The 25,026-nt window shown below is 58.1% G+C and carries 21 protein-coding genes; 20 read left to right on the forward strand and 1 reads right to left on the reverse strand.

Annotated features, from left to right (window positions below; translation table 11 throughout):
- The first annotated feature begins 43 nt into the window (after positions 1–43).
- From aroC to HF945_RS06885, 3 genes are all read left to right on the forward strand, one after another.
- Complete coding sequence (gene aroC, locus HF945_RS06875) at positions 44–1,141, forward strand: chorismate synthase (protein ID WP_290525003.1); 1,098 nt, start codon at positions 44–46, stop codon at positions 1,139–1,141.
- Positions 1,138–2,319, forward strand: coding sequence for an MFS transporter (locus tag HF945_RS06880; RefSeq protein WP_290525004.1), 1,182 nt, complete (start codon positions 1,138–1,140; stop codon positions 2,317–2,319). The genes aroC and HF945_RS06880 overlap by 4 nt, the downstream gene beginning before the upstream one ends.
- A 202-nt stretch (positions 2,320–2,521) precedes the next feature.
- The gene (locus HF945_RS06885) at positions 2,522–3,784 is read left to right on the forward strand and encodes an MHYT domain-containing protein (protein WP_290525005.1); all 1,263 of its coding nucleotides are present in this window, start codon (positions 2,522–2,524) and stop codon (positions 3,782–3,784) included.
- 171 nt (positions 3,785–3,955) lie between these two features.
- On the opposite strand, the gene HF945_RS06890 is transcribed toward HF945_RS06885, so the two are convergent.
- Positions 3,956–4,825 carry a LysR family transcriptional regulator gene (locus HF945_RS06890; protein ID WP_290525006.1) on the reverse strand — a complete coding sequence of 290 codons (870 nt, stop codon included), beginning with the start codon at positions 4,823–4,825 and terminating at the stop codon, positions 3,956–3,958.
- 172 nt (positions 4,826–4,997) lie between these two features.
- Here HF945_RS06890 and leuC point away from each other — a divergent pair, with 172 nt between their 5' ends.
- The 17 genes from leuC to HF945_RS06975 all read left to right on the forward strand — a co-directional run bounded on the left by leuC (position 4,998) and on the right by HF945_RS06975 (position 24,992).
- On the forward strand, positions 4,998–6,416 hold the full coding sequence (leuC, locus tag HF945_RS06895) for a 3-isopropylmalate dehydratase large subunit (RefSeq protein WP_290525007.1): 1,419 nt from the start codon (positions 4,998–5,000) through the stop codon (positions 6,414–6,416).
- Positions 6,417–6,437: 21 nt separating this feature from the next.
- On the forward strand, positions 6,438–7,076 hold the full coding sequence (gene leuD, locus HF945_RS06900; RefSeq protein WP_290525008.1) for a 3-isopropylmalate dehydratase small subunit: 639 nt from the start codon (positions 6,438–6,440) through the stop codon (positions 7,074–7,076).
- A 44-nt stretch (positions 7,077–7,120) separates the two neighbouring features.
- Positions 7,121–7,561, forward strand: a complete 441-nt coding sequence (locus HF945_RS06905) for a hypothetical protein (RefSeq protein WP_290525009.1) — start codon at positions 7,121–7,123, stop codon at positions 7,559–7,561.
- 37 nt (positions 7,562–7,598) lie between these two features.
- Entirely contained in the window at positions 7,599–8,675 is a 1,077-nt protein-coding gene (gene leuB / locus HF945_RS06910; protein ID WP_290525010.1) for a 3-isopropylmalate dehydrogenase, read from the forward strand.
- Between the two features lie 68 nt (positions 8,676–8,743).
- On the forward strand, positions 8,744–9,856 hold the full coding sequence (gene asd, locus HF945_RS06915) for an aspartate-semialdehyde dehydrogenase (RefSeq protein ID WP_290525011.1): 1,113 nt from the start codon (positions 8,744–8,746) through the stop codon (positions 9,854–9,856).
- 173 nt (positions 9,857–10,029) lie between these two features.
- Entirely contained in the window at positions 10,030–11,043 is a 1,014-nt protein-coding gene (locus HF945_RS06920; RefSeq protein WP_290525012.1) for an aspartate-semialdehyde dehydrogenase, read from the forward strand.
- Positions 11,044–11,207: 164 nt separating this feature from the next.
- Positions 11,208–14,396, forward strand: coding sequence for a FimV/HubP family polar landmark protein (locus HF945_RS06925; RefSeq protein WP_290525013.1), 3,189 nt, complete (start codon positions 11,208–11,210; stop codon positions 14,394–14,396).
- 505 nt (positions 14,397–14,901) lie between these two features.
- The gene (gene truA, locus HF945_RS06930) at positions 14,902–15,708 is read left to right on the forward strand and encodes a tRNA pseudouridine(38-40) synthase TruA (RefSeq protein WP_290525014.1); all 807 of its coding nucleotides are present in this window, start codon (positions 14,902–14,904) and stop codon (positions 15,706–15,708) included.
- A gap of 191 nt (positions 15,709–15,899) precedes the next feature.
- On the forward strand, positions 15,900–16,553 hold the full coding sequence (locus HF945_RS06935) for a phosphoribosylanthranilate isomerase (RefSeq protein WP_290525015.1): 654 nt from the start codon (positions 15,900–15,902) through the stop codon (positions 16,551–16,553).
- A gap of 13 nt (positions 16,554–16,566) precedes the next feature.
- Complete coding sequence (gene trpB, locus HF945_RS06940; protein WP_290525016.1) at positions 16,567–17,778, forward strand: tryptophan synthase subunit beta; 1,212 nt, start codon at positions 16,567–16,569, stop codon at positions 17,776–17,778.
- Positions 17,779–17,791: 13 nt separating this feature from the next.
- Positions 17,792–18,595 carry a tryptophan synthase subunit alpha gene (trpA, locus tag HF945_RS06945; RefSeq protein WP_290525017.1) on the forward strand — a complete coding sequence of 268 codons (804 nt, stop codon included), beginning with the start codon at positions 17,792–17,794 and terminating at the stop codon, positions 18,593–18,595.
- Positions 18,596–18,605: 10 nt separating this feature from the next.
- On the forward strand, positions 18,606–19,490 hold the full coding sequence (accD, locus tag HF945_RS06950; protein ID WP_290525018.1) for an acetyl-CoA carboxylase, carboxyltransferase subunit beta: 885 nt from the start codon (positions 18,606–18,608) through the stop codon (positions 19,488–19,490).
- On the forward strand, positions 19,477–20,730 hold the full coding sequence (locus HF945_RS06955; RefSeq protein ID WP_290525019.1) for a Mur ligase family protein: 1,254 nt from the start codon (positions 19,477–19,479) through the stop codon (positions 20,728–20,730). The genes accD and HF945_RS06955 overlap by 14 nt, the downstream gene beginning before the upstream one ends.
- On the forward strand, positions 20,723–21,319 hold the full coding sequence (locus HF945_RS06960) for an SPOR domain-containing protein (RefSeq protein ID WP_290525020.1): 597 nt from the start codon (positions 20,723–20,725) through the stop codon (positions 21,317–21,319). The genes HF945_RS06955 and HF945_RS06960 overlap by 8 nt, the downstream gene beginning before the upstream one ends.
- 274 nt (positions 21,320–21,593) lie before the next feature.
- Positions 21,594–22,088, forward strand: coding sequence for a CvpA family protein (locus HF945_RS06965; protein ID WP_290525021.1), 495 nt, complete (start codon positions 21,594–21,596; stop codon positions 22,086–22,088).
- Positions 22,089–22,099: 11 nt separating this feature from the next.
- A complete protein-coding gene (purF, locus tag HF945_RS06970; RefSeq protein ID WP_290525022.1) occupies positions 22,100–23,623 on the forward strand; it encodes an amidophosphoribosyltransferase in 1,524 nt (507 codons plus the stop codon).
- A gap of 157 nt (positions 23,624–23,780) precedes the next feature.
- Positions 23,781–24,992 (forward strand): O-succinylhomoserine sulfhydrylase, encoded by a 1,212-nt coding sequence (locus HF945_RS06975; RefSeq protein ID WP_290525023.1) that lies wholly within the window; start codon positions 23,781–23,783, stop codon positions 24,990–24,992.
- Positions 24,993–25,026 lie beyond the last annotated feature (34 nt).

Raw genomic sequence — 25,026 nt, forward strand, 5'->3', positions numbered from 1 at the left:
ATAGTCGAGTAGATACGGTCAGCCTGACCGGTTGAGGAGTCGCATGTCCGGCAACAGTTTTGGTGAGCGCTTTCGCATCACCACCTTTGGTGAAAGTCACGGTCTGGCCCTGGGGGCCATTGTGGATGGCTGTCCCCCTGGCCTGGAGATCAGCGAGGAAGATCTGCAGGTGGAGCTGGATCGCCGCAAACCCGGCACCAGCAAGTACACCACCCAGCGCCGTGAACCGGACCAGGTGAAGATCCTGTCCGGTGTTTTCGAGGGCAAGACCACCGGCACGTCCATTGGTCTGCTGATCGAAAATACCGACCAGAAATCCAAGGACTATTCCAATATCGCCGGCACCTTCCGCCCCGGGCATGCGGATTACACCTATACCCAGAAGTATGGCTTCCGGGATTACCGGGGCGGTGGCCGTTCTTCCGCCCGGGAAACCGCCATGCGTGTGGCGGCCGGCGCTATCGCCCGGAAATTCCTGGAAAGCCGGCTGGGTATTCGTATCTACGGTGGCTGTACCCAGATCGGGGACGTCAAAGCCGAGCAATTCGACTGGTCCGTGGTCAACAGCAATCCGTTCTTTTTCCCGGACGAAGGGAAGGTGGGCGAGCTTGAAGCGCTTATCAATGCGCTGCGCAAGGAGGGCTCGTCCATTGGGGCCCGTGTGGAAGTATTTGCCGAGGGGGTGCCTCCCGGCTGGGGCGAACCCGTGTTCGACCGTATTGATGCGGATCTGGCCAAGGCCATGATGTCTATCAATGCGGTGAAGGGAGTGGAAGTGGGTGATGGCTTTGAGGTGGTCAACCAGCGTGGCGAGCAGCATCGTGACGAGATGAGCCCGGAAGGCTTCCTCAGCAACCATTCCGGTGGCGTGCTGGGCGGTATCAGCTCCGGCCAGCCTATCCGCGTGGCCATGGCGCTCAAGGCTACCTCCAGCATTCTGATCCCCGGCAAAAGTATCAACCTGGAAGGGCAGCCTTCCGAGGTGGTTACCAAAGGGCGTCATGATCCCTGTGTAGGTGTTCGTGCCACCCCCATCGCAGAAGCCATGTTGGCACTGGTGTTGATGGATCATTACCTGCGCCACCGCGGTCAGAACGCTGACGTGGCTGTGCCGTTCGCGCCGATTCCGGGGCAGGCATGACCCGGCGCCCTCTCTCGGAGAGGGCGTCGCCACTTCCTTACTACTGGCGCCTCTCCGGGTTCTATTTCTTCTACTTTGGGCTGCTGGGGGCGCTGGTGCCTTACTGGTCCCTGTATCTGAAGGACCTGGGTTTCAGTGCGGCGGGCATCGGCGCACTCATGGCCATTCCCCAGCTGACCAAGATCGGTGCCCCCAATCTGTGGGGCTGGCTGGCTGATCGCAGTGGTCAGCGCCTGCGTATCATTCGTGCCGGTAATTTGCTGGCTGCACTGGCGTTCATGCCGGTGTTCTGGGTCGATACCTTTTGGAACATGGCGTTCCTGCTGATCGCCTTCAGTTTTTTCTGGAATGCCGTGCTTGCCCAGTTCGAAGTGCTCACGCTGCAGTCACTGGGTGATCAGGCTCACCGCTACAGCCATGTGCGCCTGTGGGGTTCGGTGGGGTTCATCGTTTCCGTGCTGGTGTTGGGGGAAGTGCTGGATCGTGCCGGTACGGCATTTCTGCCGTGGGTGTTGAGTGGTTTCCTGTGGCTGCTGTGGCTGGGCACGCTCACCTTACCCGCTGGCGCCAGCGGGACAGGAACCCGTGGCGGGGAAGCTCCGTCTCTGTGGTCTGTGCTGGCGCGCCGGGAGGTTTCGCTGTTTCTGGTGGCGTCGTTCCTGATGCAGATGTCCCACGGACCCTATTACACCTTCTTCAGTATTCATCTGGAGAACATGGGATTCAGCAAGATGGTGACCGGTGCCCTGTGGGCATTGGGGGTGCTGGCCGAGGTTGGGCTGTTCCTGATCATGCACCAGTTGATGCGGCGCTTCTCCATTCCGTGGATTCTCACGGCCAGTCTGTTGATGGCCGCGCTGCGCTGGCTGGTGATTGGTGCCTGTGGTGATTCCATGCCGTGGTTGATTCTGGCTCAGTGTCTGCACGCTGCCAGTTTTGGCAGCTTCCATGCAGCCAGTATTGCCTGGGTGCATCGGCAGTTCGGCGCGCCTTTGGCAGGGCAGGGGCAGGCGCTGTACTCCAGTCTTGGCTTTGGCGCTGGCTGGGCGGCAGGTGCGGGGATCTCTGGTCTGCTCTGGCCTGTCTGGGGTGTGTCCCTGTTTTTCGGCGCCGCCGCTATCGCCGTGCTTGCTGCGCTGTTGCTCTTCACTGGTGTGATCGGGGCGGCGTCCCGCTGAGAAAGGCACTGCTGTCGGGTTTCTGCGCAATGCCCGATCACCTGTCTGCGTACATGCTTGCTTGCGATCAAAAAAAACAACAAGAGTGATGGTAGTGTGAAGATTTTGATTTCGATTCGCTATCACTCTCATTGCTAATTGCGATTGTTGCTATTTGTATCCGGTTGTTATCTTGCGCCCCTCATAATGGGGAGAAGGTTTCATGCAGGGTAGTTATGATCCGGTGCTGGTGGCGTTGTCTTATGGCGTGGCCGTGATTGCCTCCTATATTGCGCTCTACTTTGGTACCCGCCTGTTTGTGATTGAGGGCAGGGCAAGAAAATTCTGGCTCGCCATGGGCGGGTTGTGCCTTGGCTCGGGCATTTGGTCCATGCACTTTGTCGGCATGAGTGCCTATACCATGCCCATGGATATGGAGATGAGCTTTGACGGCGGGTTGACCCTGCTTTCCTGGGTGCCAGCTGTTCTGGCTTCCACCCTTGCGCTTTATGTGATTACCCGACCCACGGTGAAGGTGCGTAGTATTGTTGCCAGTTCCCTGATCATGGGGGCCGGCATCTGTGCCATGCACTATGGCGGCATGTATGCCATGCAGATGCAGCCGCAGATCAGCTATGACCCACTGCTTTTCTGGCTCTCGGTTCTGATTGCGGTCGGTGCATCCGGCGCAGCCATGGTGATTTGCCGGGCGGTGCGTCTGGTGCCGGATAACCTGGTGTTTGTCACCAAGAGCGGCGCAGCCCTGGTCATGGGGGCAGCCATTTGTGGCATGCACTACACCGGTATGGCTGCTGCCATCTATAACCCGGATTCAGCCATTCCCGGCGAGAATCTGCTACGCGGCGACTGGATGGGCATCCCCATGGCGGTGATTTCAGCCGTATTCCTGCTGATCGCCTTGATTGTTGCCTTGCAGGACTTCCGCGAAATCGAGCGGGAGAAACAGGTTCGCGAGCAGCGGGCGGCCTGGGTAGAAAAACGGGCCCACAACGACCAGGTTACCGGTTTGGCTACGCGGCATCATTTCGATCAGGCTTTGCTGAAACGACTGACGGAAAGTGGTGAGTCATTCTCTCTGGTGTATATGGAGCTGCAGGGCTATCAGCCCTTGTTCAACCAGCAAGGGGAAGTTCAGGCTAACAACCTGGTCAGGCATGCGGCGGATGCTTTTGCGGCTGCGTTTTCAGGGGATAGCCTTGTGGCCCGGTTCTCCCGTCATGGTTTTATCGCCATGATTCCGCCTGTTACCGAGGATGAATTGAAAGTGGTGGCTGAAGCCATTAGGCCTGCCATTGCCCATCATGACCAGGCCCGGGAATTTGGCGCCTGGACCATGGGCTGTTCCAGCTTCCCTCGCTCGGCAAGCAGCACCCGAATGCTGGTGATCCGTGCCCGGGAGCCGCGGGTAGCGGTTCGTTATGATGGCGCCCTGGCCGAGTTGGGTGGCAGCCTGATGGCCACCTGAACAGGTGCCTCCCTACCTCAAAGACGGTAGGCCATGTTGATGTAAATCGGTGTCACGTGGTCTATCCGCTCAGTGTTTCCGCGGCGAGTTTGAGGAACGTCGTGGATCAACTGGCGGTTGGCCATATCCCTGCGCTTGCTCTGTAAGCGGTTTTCAAGAAAACAGCATGGATTATTGATTGCGCAGGGCGCGGAGGAAGGCGCGGGCCGCATTGGACTGACTGCGCGCAGGATGGGTGACTACCCCCAGCTGGCGCTCGGGCAGTGGCGCATCCACCGGAAGCTGCACCACGCCCTGATCCACCATAGTGGCGGGCAATACGCTCCAGCCCAGACCAATGGAGACCATCATGTGGATCGTCTCCAGATAGTTGGTGGACATGGCGATATCCAGCTTCAGGTTGTGTTCGTCGAACAATCTTTCCACGATCCCGCGGGTAAAGGTCACGGGGGAGGGCAGAATGGCGCTGTGCCCGGTCAGGGCCTCCAGGGTCAGGTTGTCCTGTTTGGCCAGCGGATGTTCCGGCGCGCACATGAATACCAGGGGGTCTTGCCAGATCACTTCACTGTGCAGGCGCTCGTCCGGCTGTGGCGGCAGGGTGACCACCCCCATTTCCAGCTCGCCATGAAGCACGCCTTCCCAGGCTTCTTCTGAATCAATGAAATGAATGTCCAGGGTGACCTTTGGATAGTCCCGGGAGAACTGACGCAGCACCGGGGGAAGGCGATGCAGGCCGATATGATGGCTGGTGCCTATTCTCAGTTTGCCGGAGACCTCACCGGATAAATCGTGGATTGCCCTGGCCATGTCCTCCACGTCCATCAACACCTGCCGCGCCCGTGGCATCAGCGCATTACCGGCCTCAGTGAGCTTGATCTGACGCCCCACCCGGTCAAACAAGCGAGCATCCAGTTGCTGTTCGAGCAGCGCGATGCGTTTACTGATGGCGGGCTGGGTTATATACAGCCTTTCAGCGGCAGCGGAGAAAGACCCGGTTTCGGCAACGGCCATGAAGGCGGTGAGAGTCGGCGTGTCTATCATTCCCGGTGATCCTGAATTCGTCTCTGGTGGGGATAATAATTGGTTATCTTAAAAATGAAAAATATGAATTGGATTTATTGATGGCCGAACCCTACATTAATAGTCAGTGATAGACCAGTTGAATTTGTGGTCTCAGCCAGAAGCGGCCCCGTTCAGGCCCAGGGAGAAACAGATGGCCGGCAAGACACTCTACGACAAGCTTTGGAACGCCCACCTCGTCACTGCGCGTGAGGACGGTTCTGCACTGATCTACATCGATCGCCAGATCATTCATGAAGTGACCTCGCCGCAGGCCTTTGAGGGTCTGCGTCTGGCCGGGCGCCAGCCCTGGCGGACCAGCGCCAGCGTGGCCACCATCGACCATAACGTACCCACCACACCGTTCAAGTCTGCCGCCGAAATTGAAGACGAGACGTCTCGAATTCAGGTGCAGACACTGCAGGACAATACCCGTGAATTCGGCATCACCGAATTTGGCATTGGTGATGTTCGCCAGGGGATTGTCCACGTGATGGCGCCGGAGCAGGGCGCGGTGGTACCCGGTATGACCGTCGTCTGCGGCGACTCCCACACATCCACCAATGGCGCACTGGCCTGTCTGGCCCACGGTATTGGTACCAGCGAAGTGGAGCACGTTCTGGCCACCCAGACCCTGGTGGCCAAGAAAATGAAGAACATGCGTGTCAGTGTGGAAGGCGAGCTGGGCCCGGGAGTAACCGCCAAGGATGTGGTGCTGCATATCATCGGCATCATCGGCACCGCCGGCGGCACGGGTTATGCGCTGGAGTATGCCGGTAGCGCTATCCGTGGCTTGTCCATGGAAGGGCGTATGACCATCTGCAACATGTCCATCGAGGCGGGTGCCCGTGCCGGCATGGTGGCGGTGGATGACGTGACCCTGGATTACGTGAAGGGCCGTCCGTTCGCGCCCAGCGGCGCAGACTGGGACAAGGCAGTGGAATACTGGCGTGGCCTGGTCTCCGACGACGATGCGGTATTCGATGAGGATATCACCATTGATGCAGCGGATATCCGTCCTCAGGTGTCCTGGGGAACCAGCCCGGAAATGGTCATTGGCGTGGACGCCAATCTGCCGGACCCTGCTGCTGAAAGCGACGAGGTGAAACGTTCAGGCATGCAGCGTGCTTACGAATACATGGGCCTCAAACCGGGTATGCCGGTCACTGATATTCCTGTGGACCGGGTATTTATCGGTTCCTGCACCAACTCCCGTATTGAAGATCTGCGTGCAGCGGCGGAAGTGGCCAAGGGACGACGCAAGGCCGATTCCGTCAAACAGGTGCTGGTGGTGCCGGGCTCCGGGCTGGTCAAGCAGCAGGCCGAGAAAGAAGGACTGGACAAGATCTTTGTGGAGGCCGGTTTCGAGTGGCGGGAGCCGGGGTGTTCCATGTGTCTGGCCATGAATCCGGACCGTCTGGAGCCGGGTGAACACTGTGCGTCCACCTCCAACCGTAACTTCGAGGGCCGTCAGGGCAATGGTGGGCGTACCCACCTGGTCAGTCCGGCCATGGCAGCTGCCGCGGCGGTGGCCGGTCATTTCGTCGATATTCGCGAGCTGCAACCGGCCTGAGGCCGTAACGAGGTAGTCATCATGGAAAAATTTGTTCGTCTCGATGGTCTGGTTGCGCCTCTGGATCGTGCCAATGTGGACACTGACCAGATCATCCCCAAGCAGTTTCTCAAGTCCATCAAACGCACGGGCTTTGGTCCGAATCTGTTTGATGAATGGCGCTATCTTGATGAAGGCTTTCCCGGCCAGGACAACAGCAAGCGCCCTTTGAATGAAGACTTTGTGCTTAATTTTGACCGCTATGAGGGAGCCAGCATTCTGCTGACCCGGCGCAATTTCGGTTGCGGTTCCAGCCGTGAACACGCGCCCTGGGCCCTGATGGATTATGGGTTTCGGGTCATCATCGCACCAAGCTTTGCTGACATTTTCTACAACAACTGCTTCAAGAACGGGTTGTTGCCGATTGTGTTGTCGGAAGATAACGTGGAAAGCCTGTTCAAGGCAGTTGAAGGCAAGGAAGGCTTCCGGATCACTATTGATCTGGAAAACCAGCAGGTGATTCCGCAAGAAGGGACGCCACTGGCATTCGACATTGATGAGTTCCGCAAGCACTGCTTGCTGAACGGTCTTGATGAAATTGGTCTGACCCTTAATGAGGCGGACGCCATCCGAGACTATGAACAACGCCGTGCTGAACAGGAGCCCTGGATCTTTCAATAACGGAAGCCAGGTTGATTAAAAGAAGAACACTCCAAGGAGGCGTTATGTTGAGAGTTTTGTCATTGTGTTCGGTGCTGGTGTTGGCTGGTTGTGCGTCCACCGGTATGTACGATGCCCCGGGAGGCGATCAGGTCGCCACCCTGCGTGTCGATAACCAGTTGTCCGTGCCTGCTGATGACGGTGCAGACGCAGGTTGGCAGATGCCCACCAGTAGTGAGGCGAAAGCTTCCCTGTTCAAGGTGGATGGTGAACGCATTTCTGAACAGGCTGGCGCGGAATCCGTGCAGCTGGACGCGGGCAAGCATTCCATCGAGGTGTTTGCCGATCAGGGCGGTATCCTCCGCTTTGGCAAGTTCCGTTATAACTTTGTTGAAAATGGCGCCTATCAGCTGCGCATCAAGGCAGCAGATGGCAAAGAGGACTACACGCTGGAGCTGATCGAAAGCAGTGATCCTGATGTGGTACTGAAAACCAAAAACTTTTAAGGCCCATAGCGGCTGGCAGTAGAACAGGAAGCAGTCAATGAGCAAGGTACTGGTGTTGCCCGGTGATGGTATCGGCCCGGAAATCGTCAATGAAGCGGTGAAGGTGCTGAATGTCGCCAAAGAGAAGTTTGGCCTTGAAGTAGAGCTGGACGAGGCCCTGGTGGGTGGCGCGGCAGTGGATGCAGAGAATGATCCTCTCCCTGACAGTACGCTTGAGAAGGCCCGCGCGGCGGATGCCATTCTGTTCGGCTCCATTGGTGGCCCCAAGTGGGACACCATTGAGCGGGACAAGCGTCCGGAACGTGGCCTTCTGCGACTGCGCTCTTCCCTTGGTCTGTTCGCCAACTTGCGACCAGCTATCCTGTTCCCCCAGCTGGCGGATGCGTCCAGTCTCAAGCCGGAAGTGGTATCCGGCCTGGATATTCTGATAGTTCGTGAGTTGACCGGCGGCATCTATTTCGGTCAACCCCGAGGTATCAAGGAAGAAAATGGCGAGCGGGTAGGCTTCAACACCTATGTGTATTCCGAATCGGAAATGCGCCGTATTGCCAAGGTGGCGTTTGAATTGGCCATGAAGCGTGACAAGCGTGTGTTGTCCGTGGACAAGGCCAATGTGCTTGAAGTGACCGAGTTGTGGAAAGAAGTGGTCACCGAAGAAGCAAAGCAATACCCGGAAATTGAGTTGTCCCACATGTATGTGGACAACGCGGCCATGCAATTGGTGCGTGCGCCGAAACAGTTTGATGTGATTGTCACTGGCAACCTGTTTGGTGACATTCTCTCCGATGAAGCCGCCATGCTCACCGGCTCCATTGGAATGTTGCCCTCTGCGTCTCTGGATGAGAACCGCAAGGGTCTGTATGAACCCTGTCATGGCTCTGCACCGGATATTGCCGGTCAGGGCATTGCCAATCCGCTGGCTACCATCATGTCCCTGGCGATGTTGATGCGTTACAGCCTGGAGCGGGGTGATGTGGCAGATGCGATCGAGTCTGCGGTGGAAACCGTTCTTGATCAGGGGTTGCGTACAGCGGATATCTACACGCAAGGCACTCGCAAAGTGGGCACCGAAGAAATGGGTAACGCCGTGGCCGAGGCTCTGGCGAAGGCGTAAACAACCGCACCGGTTTCCCGTTTATTCACTGAAAAGAAAGGGCAATCCTTTCAGGAGACAAGTTTCCAATGAAGAAAGTCGGTTTTGTCGGCTGGCGTGGCATGGTGGGTTCCGTACTGATGGAGCGCATGATTGCCGAAAATGATTTTGCAGATATCGAACCGGTCTTTTTCTCGACCTCCCAGGTCGGTCAGGCTGGCCCGGATGTAGGCAAGGATATTCCTGCTCTGGGTGATGCCAAGAACATTGACGAGCTGAAAGCGCTCGACGTGATCGTTACCTGTCAGGGTGGCGATTACACCAATGCGGTTTATACCAAACTGCGTGAGTCTGGTTGGGATGGCTACTGGATTGATGCGGCGTCCACTCTGCGTATGGCAGACAACAGTGTCATCGTGCTTGACCCGGTAAACCGTCAGGTGATTGATGAGGCGCTGGACAAGGGCGTGAAGGACTATGTGGGCGGCAACTGCACCGTGAGCCTGATGCTCATGGCCATCGGCGGGCTGTTTAACGAAGGTCTGGTGGAGTGGACCAGCTCCCAGACTTATCAGGCTGCCTCGGGCGCGGGCGCGCAGAACATGCGTGAACTGATCTCCCAGATGGGCAAGATTCATGATGACGTCTCCGGCAAACTGGCCGATCCGGCCAGTGCGATCCTGGATATCGATCGACAGGTGGCGGCAACCATGCGCAGCAGCGACATGCCCGTGGAACACTTTGGCCATTCACTGGCCGGCTCTCTGCTTCCCTGGATCGACAAGGAAATGGAAAACGGGCAGAGCAAGGAAGAGTGGAAGGCGCAGGCTGAAACCAACAAAATCCTGGGCCGTTCTGCCAACCCGATCGCTCTGGACGGCACCTGTGTGCGCATCGGTGCCATGCGTTGTCATGCTCAGGCGCTGACCGTGAAGCTGACCAAAGATGTCCCCATGGATGAGATCAACGACATCATTGCCCGTTCCAATGATTGGGTGAAAGTGGTGCCCAACAGCAAGGAAGAGACCCTGCGTGATCTGACTCCCACCGCGGTGACCGGTACCCTGGGTATTCCGGTAGGGCGCCTGCGCAAGCTGAACATGGGGAATGATTTCCTCAATGCGTTCACTGTGGGTGACCAGTTGCTGTGGGGCGCGGCTGAACCGCTGCGTCGTATGCTGCGTATCCTGATGGAGCGTTAAGCGCTGTTTCACTACTGGCCTGAGTGCTGGTTAACGCGGGTTTGGCCCTTTAGAGGGGCCTTGCCCGCGTTTGTGTTTCTGGATCATGAATGCAGGGAGCCTGGCGCATGTGGGCCGGGTTCTGAAACAGGAGAGGGCAGGCCCCGTTCGAGCCTGTCCGGCTGAGGTAAGTCATGCGAAGTATCAATCTGGCGGTTGTAGGTGCTACCGGTCTGGTGGGTGAGGCTATTATCAAGCTGCTGGCCGAGCGGGGAGTGCCCGTGGGCGAGCTGCATGTTCTGGCGTCCAGTAACAGTGGGGGGGCGCGCATCTCCTTCGCGGGCCGCTCCCTGACAGTGGGTGAGGCAGAGCAGTTCGACTTTTCCCGTGTGGAAGTCGCGATTTTTGCCGCTGGTGCGCCGGCCACTCAGGCGCTGGCTCCGTTGGCCGCCGATGCCGGGGCATTGGTGGTGGATCTGTCACCGGCTTATCGCTACGACGATGCGGTACCCCTTGTGGTAGCTGACGTGAACGACGAGCTGCTCGCCCAGGCGCGGGAAACCAACATGGTGGCCTGTGCGGATGCCAGTACCGTGCAATTACTTCAGGTTCTCAAGCCGCTCAATGAGTTGGCCCCTGTCCAGGAGGTAGTGGTCACCCAGTTGCAAGCGGCGTCAGCCACGGGTCGAGCCGGGGTAGATCAACTGGCTCAGCAGAGCGTCCGCCTGCTCAATGGCATGACCCCCAGCGAGGATGCCAAGGCCCAGATAGCCTTCAATGCGCTGCCGGTGAGTGGCCAGCTGCAGGAAAACGGGTATTCCAGTGAAGAGCTCAAGTTGGTACTGGAGACTCGGCGCATACTGGCGGGCCAGCCCCTGTCAGTTCAAGTCACTACCGTGCGGGTGCCAGTGTTCTATGGGCATGGGCAGAGCGTGACGGTGAGAGCGGTGCAACCCTTGTCCGCAGGGCAGGCCATGACCGTATGGGAGGGGGTGCAAGATATTGATATGCAGGAAAATGAGGATCCTCAGGCCATGTCTCCGGTGGCGATGGTGGAAGGTGAGCCCAGGGTTCGGCTATCAAGAATTCGTGAAGATATGGAAGGCACCGGCGCGATAAGCTATTTTAGCGTCGCTGACAATGTGCGCTGGGGGGCAGCCCTCAACGCGGTCAAAATTGTTGAGAAGTTGCTAAAAGACTATCTGTAATGGATACTTACTGACATTATGTGACGCGGTTTCTAGGTTTTGACTCCAACCGGAGGCAGAATAGGGAAATAGTGTCATGGAACTGCTTGCCGCCTGGGGGCTATCCGGAAGCACCCGGAGGAAGGGGCAGAGCGCGGGAAACATAATAAATAAAGGGTTCGACCATGCTGCGAAAACTTGGGTTTGGCTTTACCGCACTGGCGATGATGACGCCTGCCATGGCGGTGGCGCTTGGGGTTGGGGATTACGAGCTTAACTCCTACCTGAACCAACCTCTGGATATGGAGGTGTCCCTGCACGAAGTGGGAGACCTGTCCGCAGAGGAAATTCTGGTGAATCTGGCGCCGCAGTCAGAATTTGATGCTGCCGGCGTCGAGCGCAGCTATTTCCTCAATCGTCTGGAATTCGCGGTTGAGATGACCGGTAAGGACGAAGCCACCCTGCATGTGACTACCGACCAGCCGGTCCGCGAGCCCTACCTGAACTTTCTGGTTGAATTCCTGTGGCCCACCGGCCGCCTGATGCGTGAATACACCGTGCTGCTGGACCCGCCCAGCTTCTCTGACAGTGTAACCACCTCTGTACCTGCCGTTACCCGAGCGCCTGAACCGGTCACCACCACACAACCTGCGACACCCGCGCAGCCTGCTCCGGCTCCAGCTCAAGCGCCGGCCCCCGCACCCGCGCCAGTCGCAACCCCGGCACCTGCCAGCGCCTCAGCTTCAACCGGCGGTAGCCGTGAAACCTACACGGTAAAGGCCTCTGACACCATGTGGCGCGTTGCGCTGAACACCCGGCCGGCGAGCAGCGTGTCCGTGCAGCAAATGCTGGTAGCCATTCAGGACATGAATCCGGATGCCTTCATTGATGACAATGTAAACCTGGTGCGTGAAGGCACAGTACTTCGCATTCCCAACGAGCAGGAAGTGCGCTCCGTTTCTACCCGCAATGCCCTGGTGCAAGTGGCGGACCAAAATCGCAAATGGCGTGACATGCTCGAGGAGCGTGGTATCCAGACCGCGCCCCAGCAGCGAGCTCAGCTTGATGGCTCTCGTGAAGTGGCCGATAGCGACGATGAAGAGGCAGGTCCGGAAACCGGGCAGGTGAAGCTGGTTTCGCCGGAGTCCACGGACAGCGTCAGCGATGGTGACAGTACCGGTTCTGCCGAGCAGGGTTCCGCCAATACCGCGGTACTGGAAAATGAACTTGCCATCCGTGATGAAAATCTGGATCGGCTGGACCGTGAAAATGCGGAGTTGAAGTCTCGCCTTGCGGACCTCGAGTCCCAGAGCAAGACCAGTGAACAACTGCTGCAACTGCGCAATGATCAGATCACCCAGTTGCAGGAAGAGCTGCGCAAGCTGCGTGAAGCCCAGGGCGTTGAAGCCCCTGAAGATGATCCTCTCACTGCACCGGTAGAAGAAGCGGTGGCTGAAGAGTCTGCTGAGTCAGAAGAGGCTCCTGCCACAACGGCCGATGCCTCCGTAGACGGGGCAGAAGAGCAAGACGCTTCGGCGGACGCGGTTAACGAAGATGCCCCGGTTGAAGAGACCGTCGAAGCGACAGGTGAAGAGGCCGTCGCTGAAGATGCACCTGCCGAGAGCATTGTTGAGGGTGAAAAGGTGGCCGATGCTGCAGCAGACGAAGCTGCGGATGTCCAATCTGAACCTGCCACGGTCACCAAGGCACCTGAAGTTGCCAAGCCCAAGCCGGCACCGGCAGAACCGGCTCCCCAGCCCCAGGCTGGCATTGTTGAACTGCTGATGGAAAACCTGCTCTACATTGCACTGGGCGCGTTGGCGATCCTTTTGCTGGTGTTCCTGCTGCTGCGTCGCAAAAAACAGGATGATGAGCCGGAAGAGAGTGGTGCCCTGTTTGATGAGTTCAATGACGAAGGCCAGGACGATTTCGGTCTGCACCTGGATGACGAAGATGGCCAGGACGGCGCTGCTGCTGCTGAGCTTGAAGAGGGTGATGATGACGGTCACCAGCCGCAAGACAGCAACCTTGATCCCATGGAAGATGTGGAGGTCTATGTTGCCTATGGCCAGTACCCACAGGCTGTAGACTTCCTGCGTAACGAGATTAACAAGAATCCGCAGCGCGATGACCTGAAGGTGCGCCTGCTGGAGCTGCTCAAGGAATCCAATGACGAAGCCGGCTTCAATCAGCAGGTGACGGTGTTGTCCGGTGTGTCTCCTGCTGTGGATGACGCCATTGCCCGCCTGGGTGGTGATGCGCCTTCCGTTGGCGCATCTGACGACGAAGAGCTCTCCCTGGATGATCTGGAAATGGGGCTGTCCTCTGAGATGGACGAAACCAGCATCCCGACCATGGAAGCGGACGAAGACGGCTCCCAGCCGGAAGAGGCGTCCCGTGGCAATGTGGCAGACGAACTGTCCGATTTTGATTTCGAGCTGGACGGTACTGATGAGCTGAGTGGTGACGAGACCCTGCTGCTGGATGACGATGAGGTCGCTAATGACGCCCCATCCGCTGATCAGGGCGACAGCAGCGATGTGGAAATGTCTGATGAAGACCGCAATTCGCTGGGTGCGTCTCCGGTACTGGATCTGGATGACGTCAGCAGTGCCACCCTGGACGATAGCGATACCGACTACGGTGAACTCGACCTCAATGACATGAGCGCCGAATTTACCGATGTGGGAGAGGATTCCTCCACCAGCGCTGCTGATGAAGAGCTGGATCTGTCCCTGGACGATCTGGACCTGGACGGTGACAGCGAGACCGCTGCGCCTGCCGAGTCCGCTAGTGACGATACCCTGGCGGATCTGAACCTGGAAATTGATGAGCCTGAGGCGACGAGCCCTGAAACGGCACCCGCCAGTGACTCGCTGGATGATATTACCTCTTTCGAGCTTGATAGCAGTGAAGAAGAGGCGCCGGCTTCTGAAGATGCTTCTCTGGAAGATCTGGTTTCCGAAGATGACCTTGACCTGGATCTGGACAGCGACCTTGATGCGGGTGAAGCAGTCGGCGAGTCCGAGCAAGCCAGTGACGATACCCTGGATCTCGATTCACTGGTGAACGAGGCTGACACGACTGACTCTGATGAAAGTGTGGAGCTGGAGCTGCCGGAGCCGGAAGTGGCACAGCCCGAGCCCAGCACCGAGTCTGCGGTGGCGCCAAGTGGGGATGACCTGCTATCTGATGAGGACGACTTTGATTTCCTGGGTGAAACCGACGAGAACGCCACCAAGCTTGATCTGGCCAAGGCGTATATCGACATGGGTGATGCCGAGGGCGCCAAGGATATCCTTGATGAAGTGATCTCCGAAGGTAATGACCAACAGCAGGCAGAAGCCCGCGAACTGTTGGGGCAGGTTGGTTAATCTCGCCTTGCCGCTGGAACTGGAAAAGGCGTTACTTCGGTAACGCCTTTTTTGTGGCCGCTCCGCGGCGGCATCACGCTTCACGCATCATGCAACACGCGAAAGGCAAAACCGGGAGCACGGAACCGTGGGAATGGGCTTGCGCGCGAAACGGTTTTGTTGAGGTTGGGAAAGGCTTCGTTTGCAAGCAAACGCCTGCAACAAGATCGAAACTTGCCTTCGGCCAATCCTGATCAGCCCCTGTTCCCTGCTAATTGGCGACGAACCATTTGGGGGCACTTCCTGAAGCGCCTTACTGTGGGAGCTTGCTTGCAAGCGAAGGGTTTTAGGGTTGCCCGCCAAACGAGCAGCCGTAGCTTTTTTCAGAGGTCATTGGTGTTACGAGGGCAGGGCAATCCGGTGCTGTGACCTTTCGTTTTTGTTCTGACAAGGCTACATTGCGCGGCTGAAGAAACGGTCCCCGGTTGCAACAGGGCTGGAGACTGTCAGGTTCGACGAGGTTGAAATGACTAGAATTGCCCTGGGTATCGAGTACGACGGCACCGATTTTCGTGGCTGGCAGACACAGCAGGATGGGGTGCGCACCGTGCAGGAATGCCTGGAGATGGCGCTTTCAAAGGTGGCAAACCATCCTGTTGCAGTGGTGTGCGCGGGGCGTACGGATGCCGGGGTGCATGGTACCGGGCAGGTGGTGCACTTTGATTCGGATGCCCCGCGGGAAATGAAAAGCTGGATCATGGGTGGAAATACCAATCTGCCCTATGACATCACCATTCGCTGGGCTACGCCGGTCAGTGATGATTTTCATGCCCGTTTTTCGGCAATGAGTCGTCGCTACCGGTATGTGATCTACAACCATTCCAGGCCGCCAGCCCTGTATCGCAACCAGGTGACCTGGAACCACCGCCCGTTGAACATTGAAGCCATGCGCGCCGCAGCGAATCTGCTTGAAGGCAGTCATGACTTTACCTCTTACCGCAGCGTGCATTGCCAGGCCAAGTCGCCACACAAGACCCTGCACAGCCTGAAGCTGTATGAGCATGGCAAAGTGATTGTCATTGAGGCCCACGCTAACGCATTTCTGATGCATATGGTGCGTAATATGGCAGGGGTTTTAATGACTATTGGTGCGGGCAAACAATCACCGCAATGGGCGGCCGAGGTGCTTGCTGCCAAAGACCGCCGGGTCGGTGCGGCCACGGCCCATCCCTACGGCCTGTATCTCGTAGAGATTGAATACCCAGAGGAATTCTCCTTGCCGAAGGAGCCGCTGGGACCGCTCTGGCTGCCTGACCGCCTTGATGCGGGTTAAGCACCATAATTCACCCGTTTAGGCGCTGGATTTGCTACACTACAGCGCTTCGTGTCAGCCTGATACGGCGAGTTTCAGGCGCTGTCAGACCCTCGGGGTGGGACAGAGGTAACCTGGCCGCAAATGTGGACCGCGGTCCGGGATGATGCAGTACCGTTTATCAGGATACATCACCGGTGACAGAGGCGAGCATGAACCGTCAGCAGACCCTTCCGAGCGTTCCGCGGGTCAAGATTTGTGGCATTACCCGCGTCGAGGATGCACTATCCGCTGCCCTCGCTGGGGTAGATGCTATCGGGCTGGTGTTCTATTCACGCAGCCCTCGCTTTGTTACCCGCAAGGTAGCTGCCGAGATCTGCGCGGCACTGCCACCGTTTGTGACCACGGTAGGCCTGTTTGTTAATGCCGGGCGGGCCGAGATCGCGGAGATACTGGAAACCGTGCCACTGGATCTGCTGCAATTTCACGGTGATGAATCCCCGGCGCAGTGCGAAGGCCATGGCCGCAACTGGATCAAGGCCGTACGCATGAAAGACGATGTGGATCTTTATGCCTGTGCTCGCCAGTATCACCGTGCCGCCGGCCTGCTGGTGGACAGCTATGTGCCGGGTGTGCCCGGTGGTACAGGAGAAACGTTTAACTGGGGCCGGTTGCCTGATGACCTGTCCCTTCCGCTGGTGCTGGCAGGTGGCCTGCACGCGGGCAATGTGGCTGAGGCCGTGACACAGGTTCGGCCGTGGGCGGTGGATGTGAGTGGTGGTGTTGAGCTGGATACGCTTCAGGGCCGCCAGGGTGGCATCAAGGATGCTGCGAAGATTCGCGCCTTTATCAACAGTGTCAAATAACGAGGAGTAGCTGGTGTCTGAACGCCCTGATTTTTCTGCTTTTCCTGACGCACGTGGCCATTTCGGCCAGTTTGGTGGCTGCTTTGTCTCCGAGACCCTGATGGGGGCTCTGGATGAACTCAAGGCCATGTACGAGCGTCTCAAGGACGATCCGCAATTCCGCGCGGATTTCGACTATGACCTGGCCCATTATGTGGGCCGCCCGTCACCCCTGTATCTGGCGGAGCGATGGTCCAAGCAGATCGGTGGCGCAAAGATCTGGCTCAAGCGTGAAGATCTGAACCATACCGGTGCCCACAAGGTGAACAACACCATTGGCCAGGCGTTGCTGGCCAAGCATATGGGCAAGCCCCGTGTGATCGCAGAGACCGGTGCCGGCCAGCATGGTGTGGCCACTGCCACCGTGGCTGCCCGTCTGGGGCTCAAGTGCCAGGTGTACATGGGTGCCGAGGATGTGGAGCGCCAGAAGCTCAACGTCTACCGCATGAAGTTGCTGGGGGCCGAAGTGATTCCGGTGACCTCCGGTTCCAGAACGCTCAAGGACGCCATGAACGAGGCCATGCGTGACTGGGTGACCAATGTGGATGATACCTTCTACATCATTGGTACTGTTGCGGGGCCGCACCCGTACCCGCAGCTGGTGCGTGATTTCCAGTGCATCATTGGCCGTGAAGCCCGTGAGCAGAGCCTCAAGCAGGCCGGCCAGCTGCCGGATGCGCTGGTGGCCTGTGTGGGTGGCGGTTCCAATGCCATTGGCCTTTTTCATCCGTTCCTGAACGATGAATCCGTGGCCATGTACGGCGTGGAAGCAGCGGGCGATGGCATCGAGACCGGCCGTCATGCAGCGCCACTTTCCGCAGGACGCCCCGGTGTGCTGCATGGCAACCGCACCTACCTGATGGAAGATGACAATGGCCAGATTATCGAGACCCACTCGGTGTCTGCCGGCCTGGATTATCCGGGGGTGGGTCCTGAGCATGCCTGGCTAAAGGATGTTGGTCGGGTGCAGTACGTGGCTGCCGATGATAACGAGTCCCTGGCTGCGTTTCGTGAGCTGACCCAGGTTGAAGGCATTATGCCTGCGCTGGAGTCTTCTCACGCGCTCGCCTATGCACGCAAGCTGGCCAAGACCATGAGCCCTGATCAGAACATTGTGGTCAACCTGTCTGGCCGTGGTGACAAGGATATTCTCACCGTTGCCGCCATTGACGGTATCGAGTTTTAAGGAGTTATCGTTAATGAGTCGTATCGAAAACTGTTTCGCCAGCCTGTCAGAAAAGAACCGCAAGGCGCTGATTCCTTATGTTACCGCCGGCGACTCCAGCAAGGATGTCACCGTGCCGCTGATGCATGCCATGGTCGAGGCGGGGGCCGATATCATCGAGCTGGGGGTGCCGTTCTCCGACCCCATGGCGGATGGTCCGGTCATCCAGCAGGCCTGTGAACGAGCCCTGGTCCATGGCACCTCCACCCGTGATGTGCTGAATATGGTCAAGCAATTCCGGGAAACCAATACGGACACACCGGTGGTGCTAATGGGTTACCTGAACCCGGTGGAAGTGATGGGGTATGAGGCGTTCGCCAAGGCGGCGGCGGAGGCGGGCGTTGACGGTGTGCTGTTGGTGGACCTGCCCCCTGAGGAGGCGCTGGAGGTGAAGCCGGTGATGGATGCACAGGGGCTTGACCTGATCTTCCTGGTGGCACCGACCACGTCGGATGAGCGGATCAAGCTGATTGGCGAGGCGGGCTCAGGTTACCTGTACTACGTTTCTCTCAAAGGGGTAACGGGCTCCGCCACCCTGAATGTGGACGAAGTGGCCGGGCGCGTTGAAACAATTCGCAAACTTGCCAAATTGCCCATTGGCGTTGGCTTTGGTATCAAAGACGCTGAATCTGCACAGGCGGTCAGCCGGGTAGCAGATGGCGTTGTGGTGGGCAGTGCTCTGGTGAATCAGGTAGACAAGCACCAGAATGACCCTGCTGCCATCAACAGTGCCATCAGCGACATTCTGTCCGCCATGCGCAACGCCATGGACACGTAAGGACCTTTGCATGAGCAGCAGCAACTGGCTGGAGAAAATCCTACCCGCCGTACGGCGCCCCCAGGAAACCCGCAAGACCAACATTCCTGAGGGTCTGTGGCGCAAGTGTCCACGTTGCGACGGGGTCATGTACAAGCCGGAGTTGGACCGCAATCTGGATGTGTGCCCGAAGTGCGATCATCACATGCGCATCGGTGCCCGCAAGCGTTTGAAGATGTTCCTGGATGAAGGGTCGCTGACCGAGATCGGCACCAGTCTTGCCCCGGTGGACCGCCTCAAGTTCAAGGACTCCAAGAAGTACAAGGATCGCCTGGTTGCTGCACAGAAGAGCACGGAAGAGAAGGATGCCCTGATCGCCATGAAGGGCAAACTCAAGGGCGAGGCGTTGGTCGCGGTTGCCTTTGAGTTCAACTTCATGGGGGGCTCCATGGGCTCTGTCGTGGGTGAACGCTTTGTGCGGGCAGTGAATGTGTGCCTTGAGCACAAGTTGCCGCTGGTTTGCTTTGCGGCCAGTGGTGGTGCCCGTATGCAGGAAGCGCTGTTCTCCCTGATGCAGATGGCCAAGACCTCCGCCGCACTGGAGAAGTTGCGTCAGGCCGGGCTGCCGTTCATCTCGGTTCTCACAGATCCGGTTTACGGCGGGGTCTCTGCGTCACTGGCCATGCTGGGTGATGTGAACGTGGCTGAGCCCAATGCGCTGATCGGCTTTGCCGGCCCCCGGGTCATTGAGCAGACCGTACGCCAGAAGTTGCCTGAAGGGTTTCAGCGCAGCGAGTTTCTTCTCGAGCATGGCGCCATCGACATGATCGTTTCCCGTCATGAGATGCGCGACACCCTGCACCGCTTGCTTGCCAACATGCTGGCCTGGCCACTGGAAGTGAATGAGGCAGATTGACCACGCGGCAGCCCTTGCCGCCTGGCTCACCCGGATAGAAGCCATGCATCCGGCCGAGATCGAACTGGGTCTCGATCGGTTGCGCACCGTGGCTGAACGTCTTGCCGTCAGCACCTTGCCGATCCCCGTTATCACCGTGGCGGGGACCAACGGCAAAGGCTCCACCCTGCGATTGATGACTGAGCTGGCCTGCCATGCGGGGCGCAAGGTCTGCGTTTATACCTCTCCCCATCTGCTGGAATTCAACGAACGGATCCGGCTGCCTGACGGGCTCGCCAGCGATGCGGCCATCTGCGAGGCCTTTGAAAAGGTGGAAACGGCCCGCGGTGATACCCCGTTGACCTATTTCGAGTTCACCACGCTGGCAGCATTGTGGCTGTTTGCAGGCAGCGGAGCGGATCTGGTGTTGCTTGAGGTGGGCCTGGGCGGTCGTCTTGATGCGGTGAATGTGGTGGACCCGGATGTGGCTGTCGTAACCTCGGTGGGGTTGGATCACCAGGACTGGCTGGGGAATACCCGTGAGGCTATTTGTGCTGAGAAATGTGGTATTGCCCGTGCCCAGCGCCCGCTGGTGTTCGGTGAACAGGACTGGCCTGACAATCTGGCGTCGGAAGCGGCTTCCCGAGGGGTCCTGGACGTGTTTGCCGGCCGCGATTTTTCAGCGTTGCCCGGGGAGGGGAGACTGTGTTTTGCCGACGGCACCAGCTTGCCCTGTCCGGACAGCGTCACCCTGGGGGCTGACAATCTGGCGACGGCCTGTCAGGCACTGATGCTGGCTGATGTACCCGTCAGCGCAGCTGCTGTGGAAGCTGCGGCACAGCTGACCTTGATGGGGCGTTGCGAGCATCAGCGCCTGCAGGGTGTCGATTGCTGGTTTGATGTGGGACACAACCTGGCGGCGGTATCCCGCTTTCGGGCTTTGTTGCCAAGGTGTGAGGGTGTTCGACATCTGGTATTCGGGATGATGGCAGATAAGCCGGTAAAGGCGGTAGCCGCCGAGTTTGCTTGTGACGCTGCCAGCTGGTACCTGTGTGCGCCGCAGATGGCGCGAGCGGCAGCGCCTCAGCAGCTTGTCGCAGCCCTGCCTGAGGCTGCCCGTTACCAGCGTTGTGAATCTGTTGCAGATGCCATGCGCTGTGCGCTGGACGCTGCCAATCCCGGCGATCAGGTGGTAGTCTTCGGGTCGTTCTATACGGTGGCAGAAGCCTGGCAGGCTGTGGAGGAGCAGGGCAGTGAATAAACAGACACGACAGCGCCTGATTGGCGCCGCCTTGCTGCTGATACTGGCTGCGGTGCTGTCCCCCCTGGTGTTCCGCACCCCCGCCCAGATCCGCACTGCACTGAATATGGAAATTCCCCCCGCCCCGGATTATCAGGCGGTATCCGTTGAGCCCGTGGTCAGTGAAGAGGTGGAGCAAGCTGCGGCTGAACGTATCGAATCCGACCATGAGCAGGTGCGGGCCTCTGCCTCGCAGCCCGGCACTGCGCTAGCGGATGATGACAAGTCCCGTCAGAGCGAACCGGTCCTTGAGACCCTCTCCACGCCTCCGGCGCCGGCGCTGAGTGCAGAGGATGATCCGGTGCTTGCCGGATTCATTGTTCAGGTAGGCAGTTTCAGTAACCCCGACAGCGCAGTGAACCTGGTCAAGCGCCTCAAGGACGCCGGGTTTCGTGCCTATACCGAGACCGAGAGCCGTGACGGCAAGCTGTTGCACCGGGTCATGGTCGGTCCGGAGATTCGTAAGGAAGATGCTGAGCAGACCCGAGAGCGACTCGCGAACGATTCCCGTTTCAAGCTGGATGGGCTGGTGCGCATTTATGCGCCGTGACCCCGGGGCATTGCCGGGTAACGCCGTGTTTTTTGCAGAGTAACAGTCCCTGTCACCGCGACACGCGCAACGGTGCCTTCTCCAGCGAAGGTGGCGAGCATTTTCCCTGCCCGGGCAGATCAGCGGCTTTCCTGTCCCCTCTGTTTCGGCATGCATCGCCAGACAGCCTCTGATAAACTTCGCCGTCTGAATTCAGTCGCCCCCGGCATGGCTTCGCGTGCCGGGGGCGACACCATCCACTCAAGCGCATATTGCCCGCGAGAGCACGTTTTTAATGAATCTGGCTGACGGCATCATTCTGGTCCTAATTGCAATCTCTGCACTGCTGAGTGTGCGCCGGGGCTTTACTCGCGAAGCCTTTTCATTGCTCACCTGGGTGGCGGCCTTTATCATCGCGCGCCTGTTCAGCCCGGCCTTTGAACTGGTGCTGGAAAACCAGATCAGTACTCCCAGCCTGCGTTTCATCGTTGCCTTCGGTTCCCTGTTTGCCCTGACTTTGATTGTCGGAGCCTTGATCAATCACCTGCTCGGCGAATTGATTCGGGTGACGGGGCTAAGCAGTACCGATCGTCTGTTGGGTATGGTGTTTGGCGCATTGCGCGGTATTTTGCTTATGGTAGTGCTGGTGGCGCTGGGCCGTCAGATATTCGCCGCTGACAGGTGGTGGCAGGAATCCGTTCTGGTTCCTCATCTTGTGATGATGGAAACCTGGACCCGGGAAATGGGTGAGAGCTTGCTCTCCTTTGTTATGAATGTAAGCGGCAGCTAGAGGAAAGAACCATGTGCGGCATTGTGGGCATTGTCGGCCATAGCTATGTGAATCAGGGGATCTATGATGCCTTGACCGTTCTGCAGCATCGCGGCCAGGACGCTGCGGGTATTGTTACCTGCGATGGAGACCGACTCTATCTGCGCAAGGACAATGGTATGGTGCGTGATGTATTTCGCACTCGTCACATGCGTCGTCTGGTCGGCAATATGGGCATTGGCCATGTGCGTTATCCTACCGCTGGCAGCTCCAGCTCCGCGGAGGCGCAGCCGTTTTATGTGAACTCTCCGTACGGGATTACCCTTGCCCACAACGGTAACCTGACCAACGCGGAAGAACTGGCCGAGCACATTTTCCGGGCAGACCTGCGCCACATCAATACCAACTCTGACTCTGAAGTGCTGCTCAATGTATTCGCGCATGAACTTCAGAGCCGTGGCAAGCTTCAGCCTGAAGCGGATGATATTTTCGATGCAGTAGCTGCGGTCCACAAACGGGTTGAAGGCGCTTATGCGGTTGTCGCCATGATTACCGGTTATGGCATTCTCGCCTTCCGTGACCCCCACGGTATCCGCCCGGTTTGTTTCGGTCGCAAGGACACCCCGCAGGGCCCGGAGTACATGGTGGCGTCGGAGTCAGTTGCGCTGTCCTCACTGGGCTTCCACCTGGTTCGGGACCTGGCACCGGGTGAAGCGATCTATATTACTGCTGAAGGTGAAATGTGCACTCGCCAGTGCGCGGAAAGCCCCAGCCTGCACCCGTGTATTTTCGAGCAGGTCTATCTGGCGCGTCCCGATTCCATCATCGATGGCATTTCCGTTTACAAGGCCCGTTTGCGGATGGGGGAAAAACTGGCGGAAAAAGTGGAGCGTGAGTGGCCGGATCACGACATTGACGTGGTTATTCCGATCCCGGATACCAGTCGCACATCAGCGCTGCAGATGGCCAACCACCTGGGGGTGAAATTCCGTGAGGGCTTCATCAAAAACCGCTATATCGGCCGGACCTTCATCATGCCGGGCCAGCAACAGCGGAAGAAGTCCGTCCGCCAGAAGCTCAACCCCATCGAGCTGGAATTCCAGGGCAAGAATGTATTGTTGGTGGATGACTCCATCGTGCGTGGTACCACCTGTAACGAGATCATTCAGATGGCCCGTGAGGCCGGAGCCCGTAACGTGTATTTCGCGTCGGCGGCACCGGCGGTGAAGTATCCCAATGTGTATGGCATCGATATGCCGGCTGCCGGGGAACTGATCGCCCATGACCGCACCACTGAGGATATCTGCACCTTGATCGGTGCAGACCGGCTTATCTATCAGGACCTGGACGACCTGGTGGATACCTGTCGTGAAGGCAACCCCGATGTGGCGTCTTTCGATTGTTCCGTGTTCAATGGGGAGTATCTGGCAGGCAATATCACGCTGGACTATCTGTCTGAGCTGGAGGCCCGGCGCAACGATGATGCCAAGGGCTCGTCGGAAAAGAAGCAGGCCCTGGCCGACAACGAAATTATCGATCTGCACAATACTAACTGACGCAACAGGCACCACGCTTCACGCAACAACGCGACAGGGCTTTGTTGATCCTGCCGTTCTCTCACCGCGATTCAGCGGATTGAGCAGGTTCGCGTGCAGTGAAGTGCCACCATCATAGACTTATAAGCGCGTGTTGCGTGAAGCATGAGGCGTACTAATGAAGGAACTGGATCCGAACGAGTTTGATGTGGAAACCCTTGCCATTCGGACGGCGCAATTGCGCACGGATGAAATGGCTCATTCGGATCCGATTTTCCTGACATCCAGTTTCGTCTATGAAAGCGCCGCCCAGGCAGCCGCCCGTTTTGGCGGGGAAGAGCCGGGTAATATCTACTCCCGCTTTACCAATCCCACTGTGCGTGCCTTCGAACAGCGTCTGGCCGCACTGGAGGGCGGGGAAGCGTGCGTGGCGTTTGCCTCCGGGATGGCCGCCATCAGCGGCACCTTCTTCTCACTGTTGTCGCCCGGTGACCATGTGCTCAGCTCACGCAGTGTGTTCGGCACGACCAATGTGATCTTTGACCGTTACCTGAAGAAGTTCGGTATCGAGTCCACCATGGTTGATCTCAAGGATGTGTCTGCGTGGCAGGATGCTATCCGCCCGGAGACAAAGATCCTTTTCCTGGAAACGCCTTCCAACCCGCTCTCCGAGATCGGCGATATTGCCGCGTTGGCCGAGCTGGCCCATGACAATGATGCCTTGCTGGTGGTGGATAATTGCTTCTGTACACCGGCGCTGCAAAAGCCGTTGGAAATGGGCGCAGACATTATCATTCACAGTGCGACCAAGTACCTGGATGGTCAGGGCCGTTGTCTTGGTGGCGCGGTTGTAGGGCCAAAGGCGCAAATGGATGAGGTGTTGGGCTTCGTGCGTTCTGCGGGAGCCTGCATGAGCCCGTTCAACGCCTGGGTCTTTCTCAAGGGCCTGGAAACCCTGAGTCTTCGCATGGAGGCCCAGAGTGCCCGTACGCTGGAATTGGCCCAGTGGCTGGAAACCCAGCCAGGTATCGTCAAGGTTCATTATGCCGGGTTGTCTTCCCACCCCCAGCATTCGTTGGCCGACAAGCAACAATCCGCTTTCGGTGCGGTCATGTCCATCGAGGTTGAAGATGCTGCAGGCAACCGCGACCGACAGGCCGCATGGCGGTTTATTGATGCCACCCGACTGATTTCCATTACCGCCAATCTGGGGGATGTGAAAACTACCGTGACCCATCCAGCGTCCACCACCCATGGGCGGGTGGCCGAGGAGGAAAAGCGTCGTGCCGGTGTGACGGAAAATCTGATCCGGCTGGCCGTGGGGCTGGAGTCAGTCAAAGACCTCAAAGCGGACCTGGCCCGCGGTCTCAACGCGCTTGCCAGTAACTGACAGGGTCTTTACCGTCTGACAGCTACGCTGACCT

It is taken from the genome of Alcanivorax sp. (genome assembly GCF_017794965.1).
Classification (GTDB): domain Bacteria; phylum Pseudomonadota; class Gammaproteobacteria; order Pseudomonadales; family Alcanivoracaceae; genus Alcanivorax.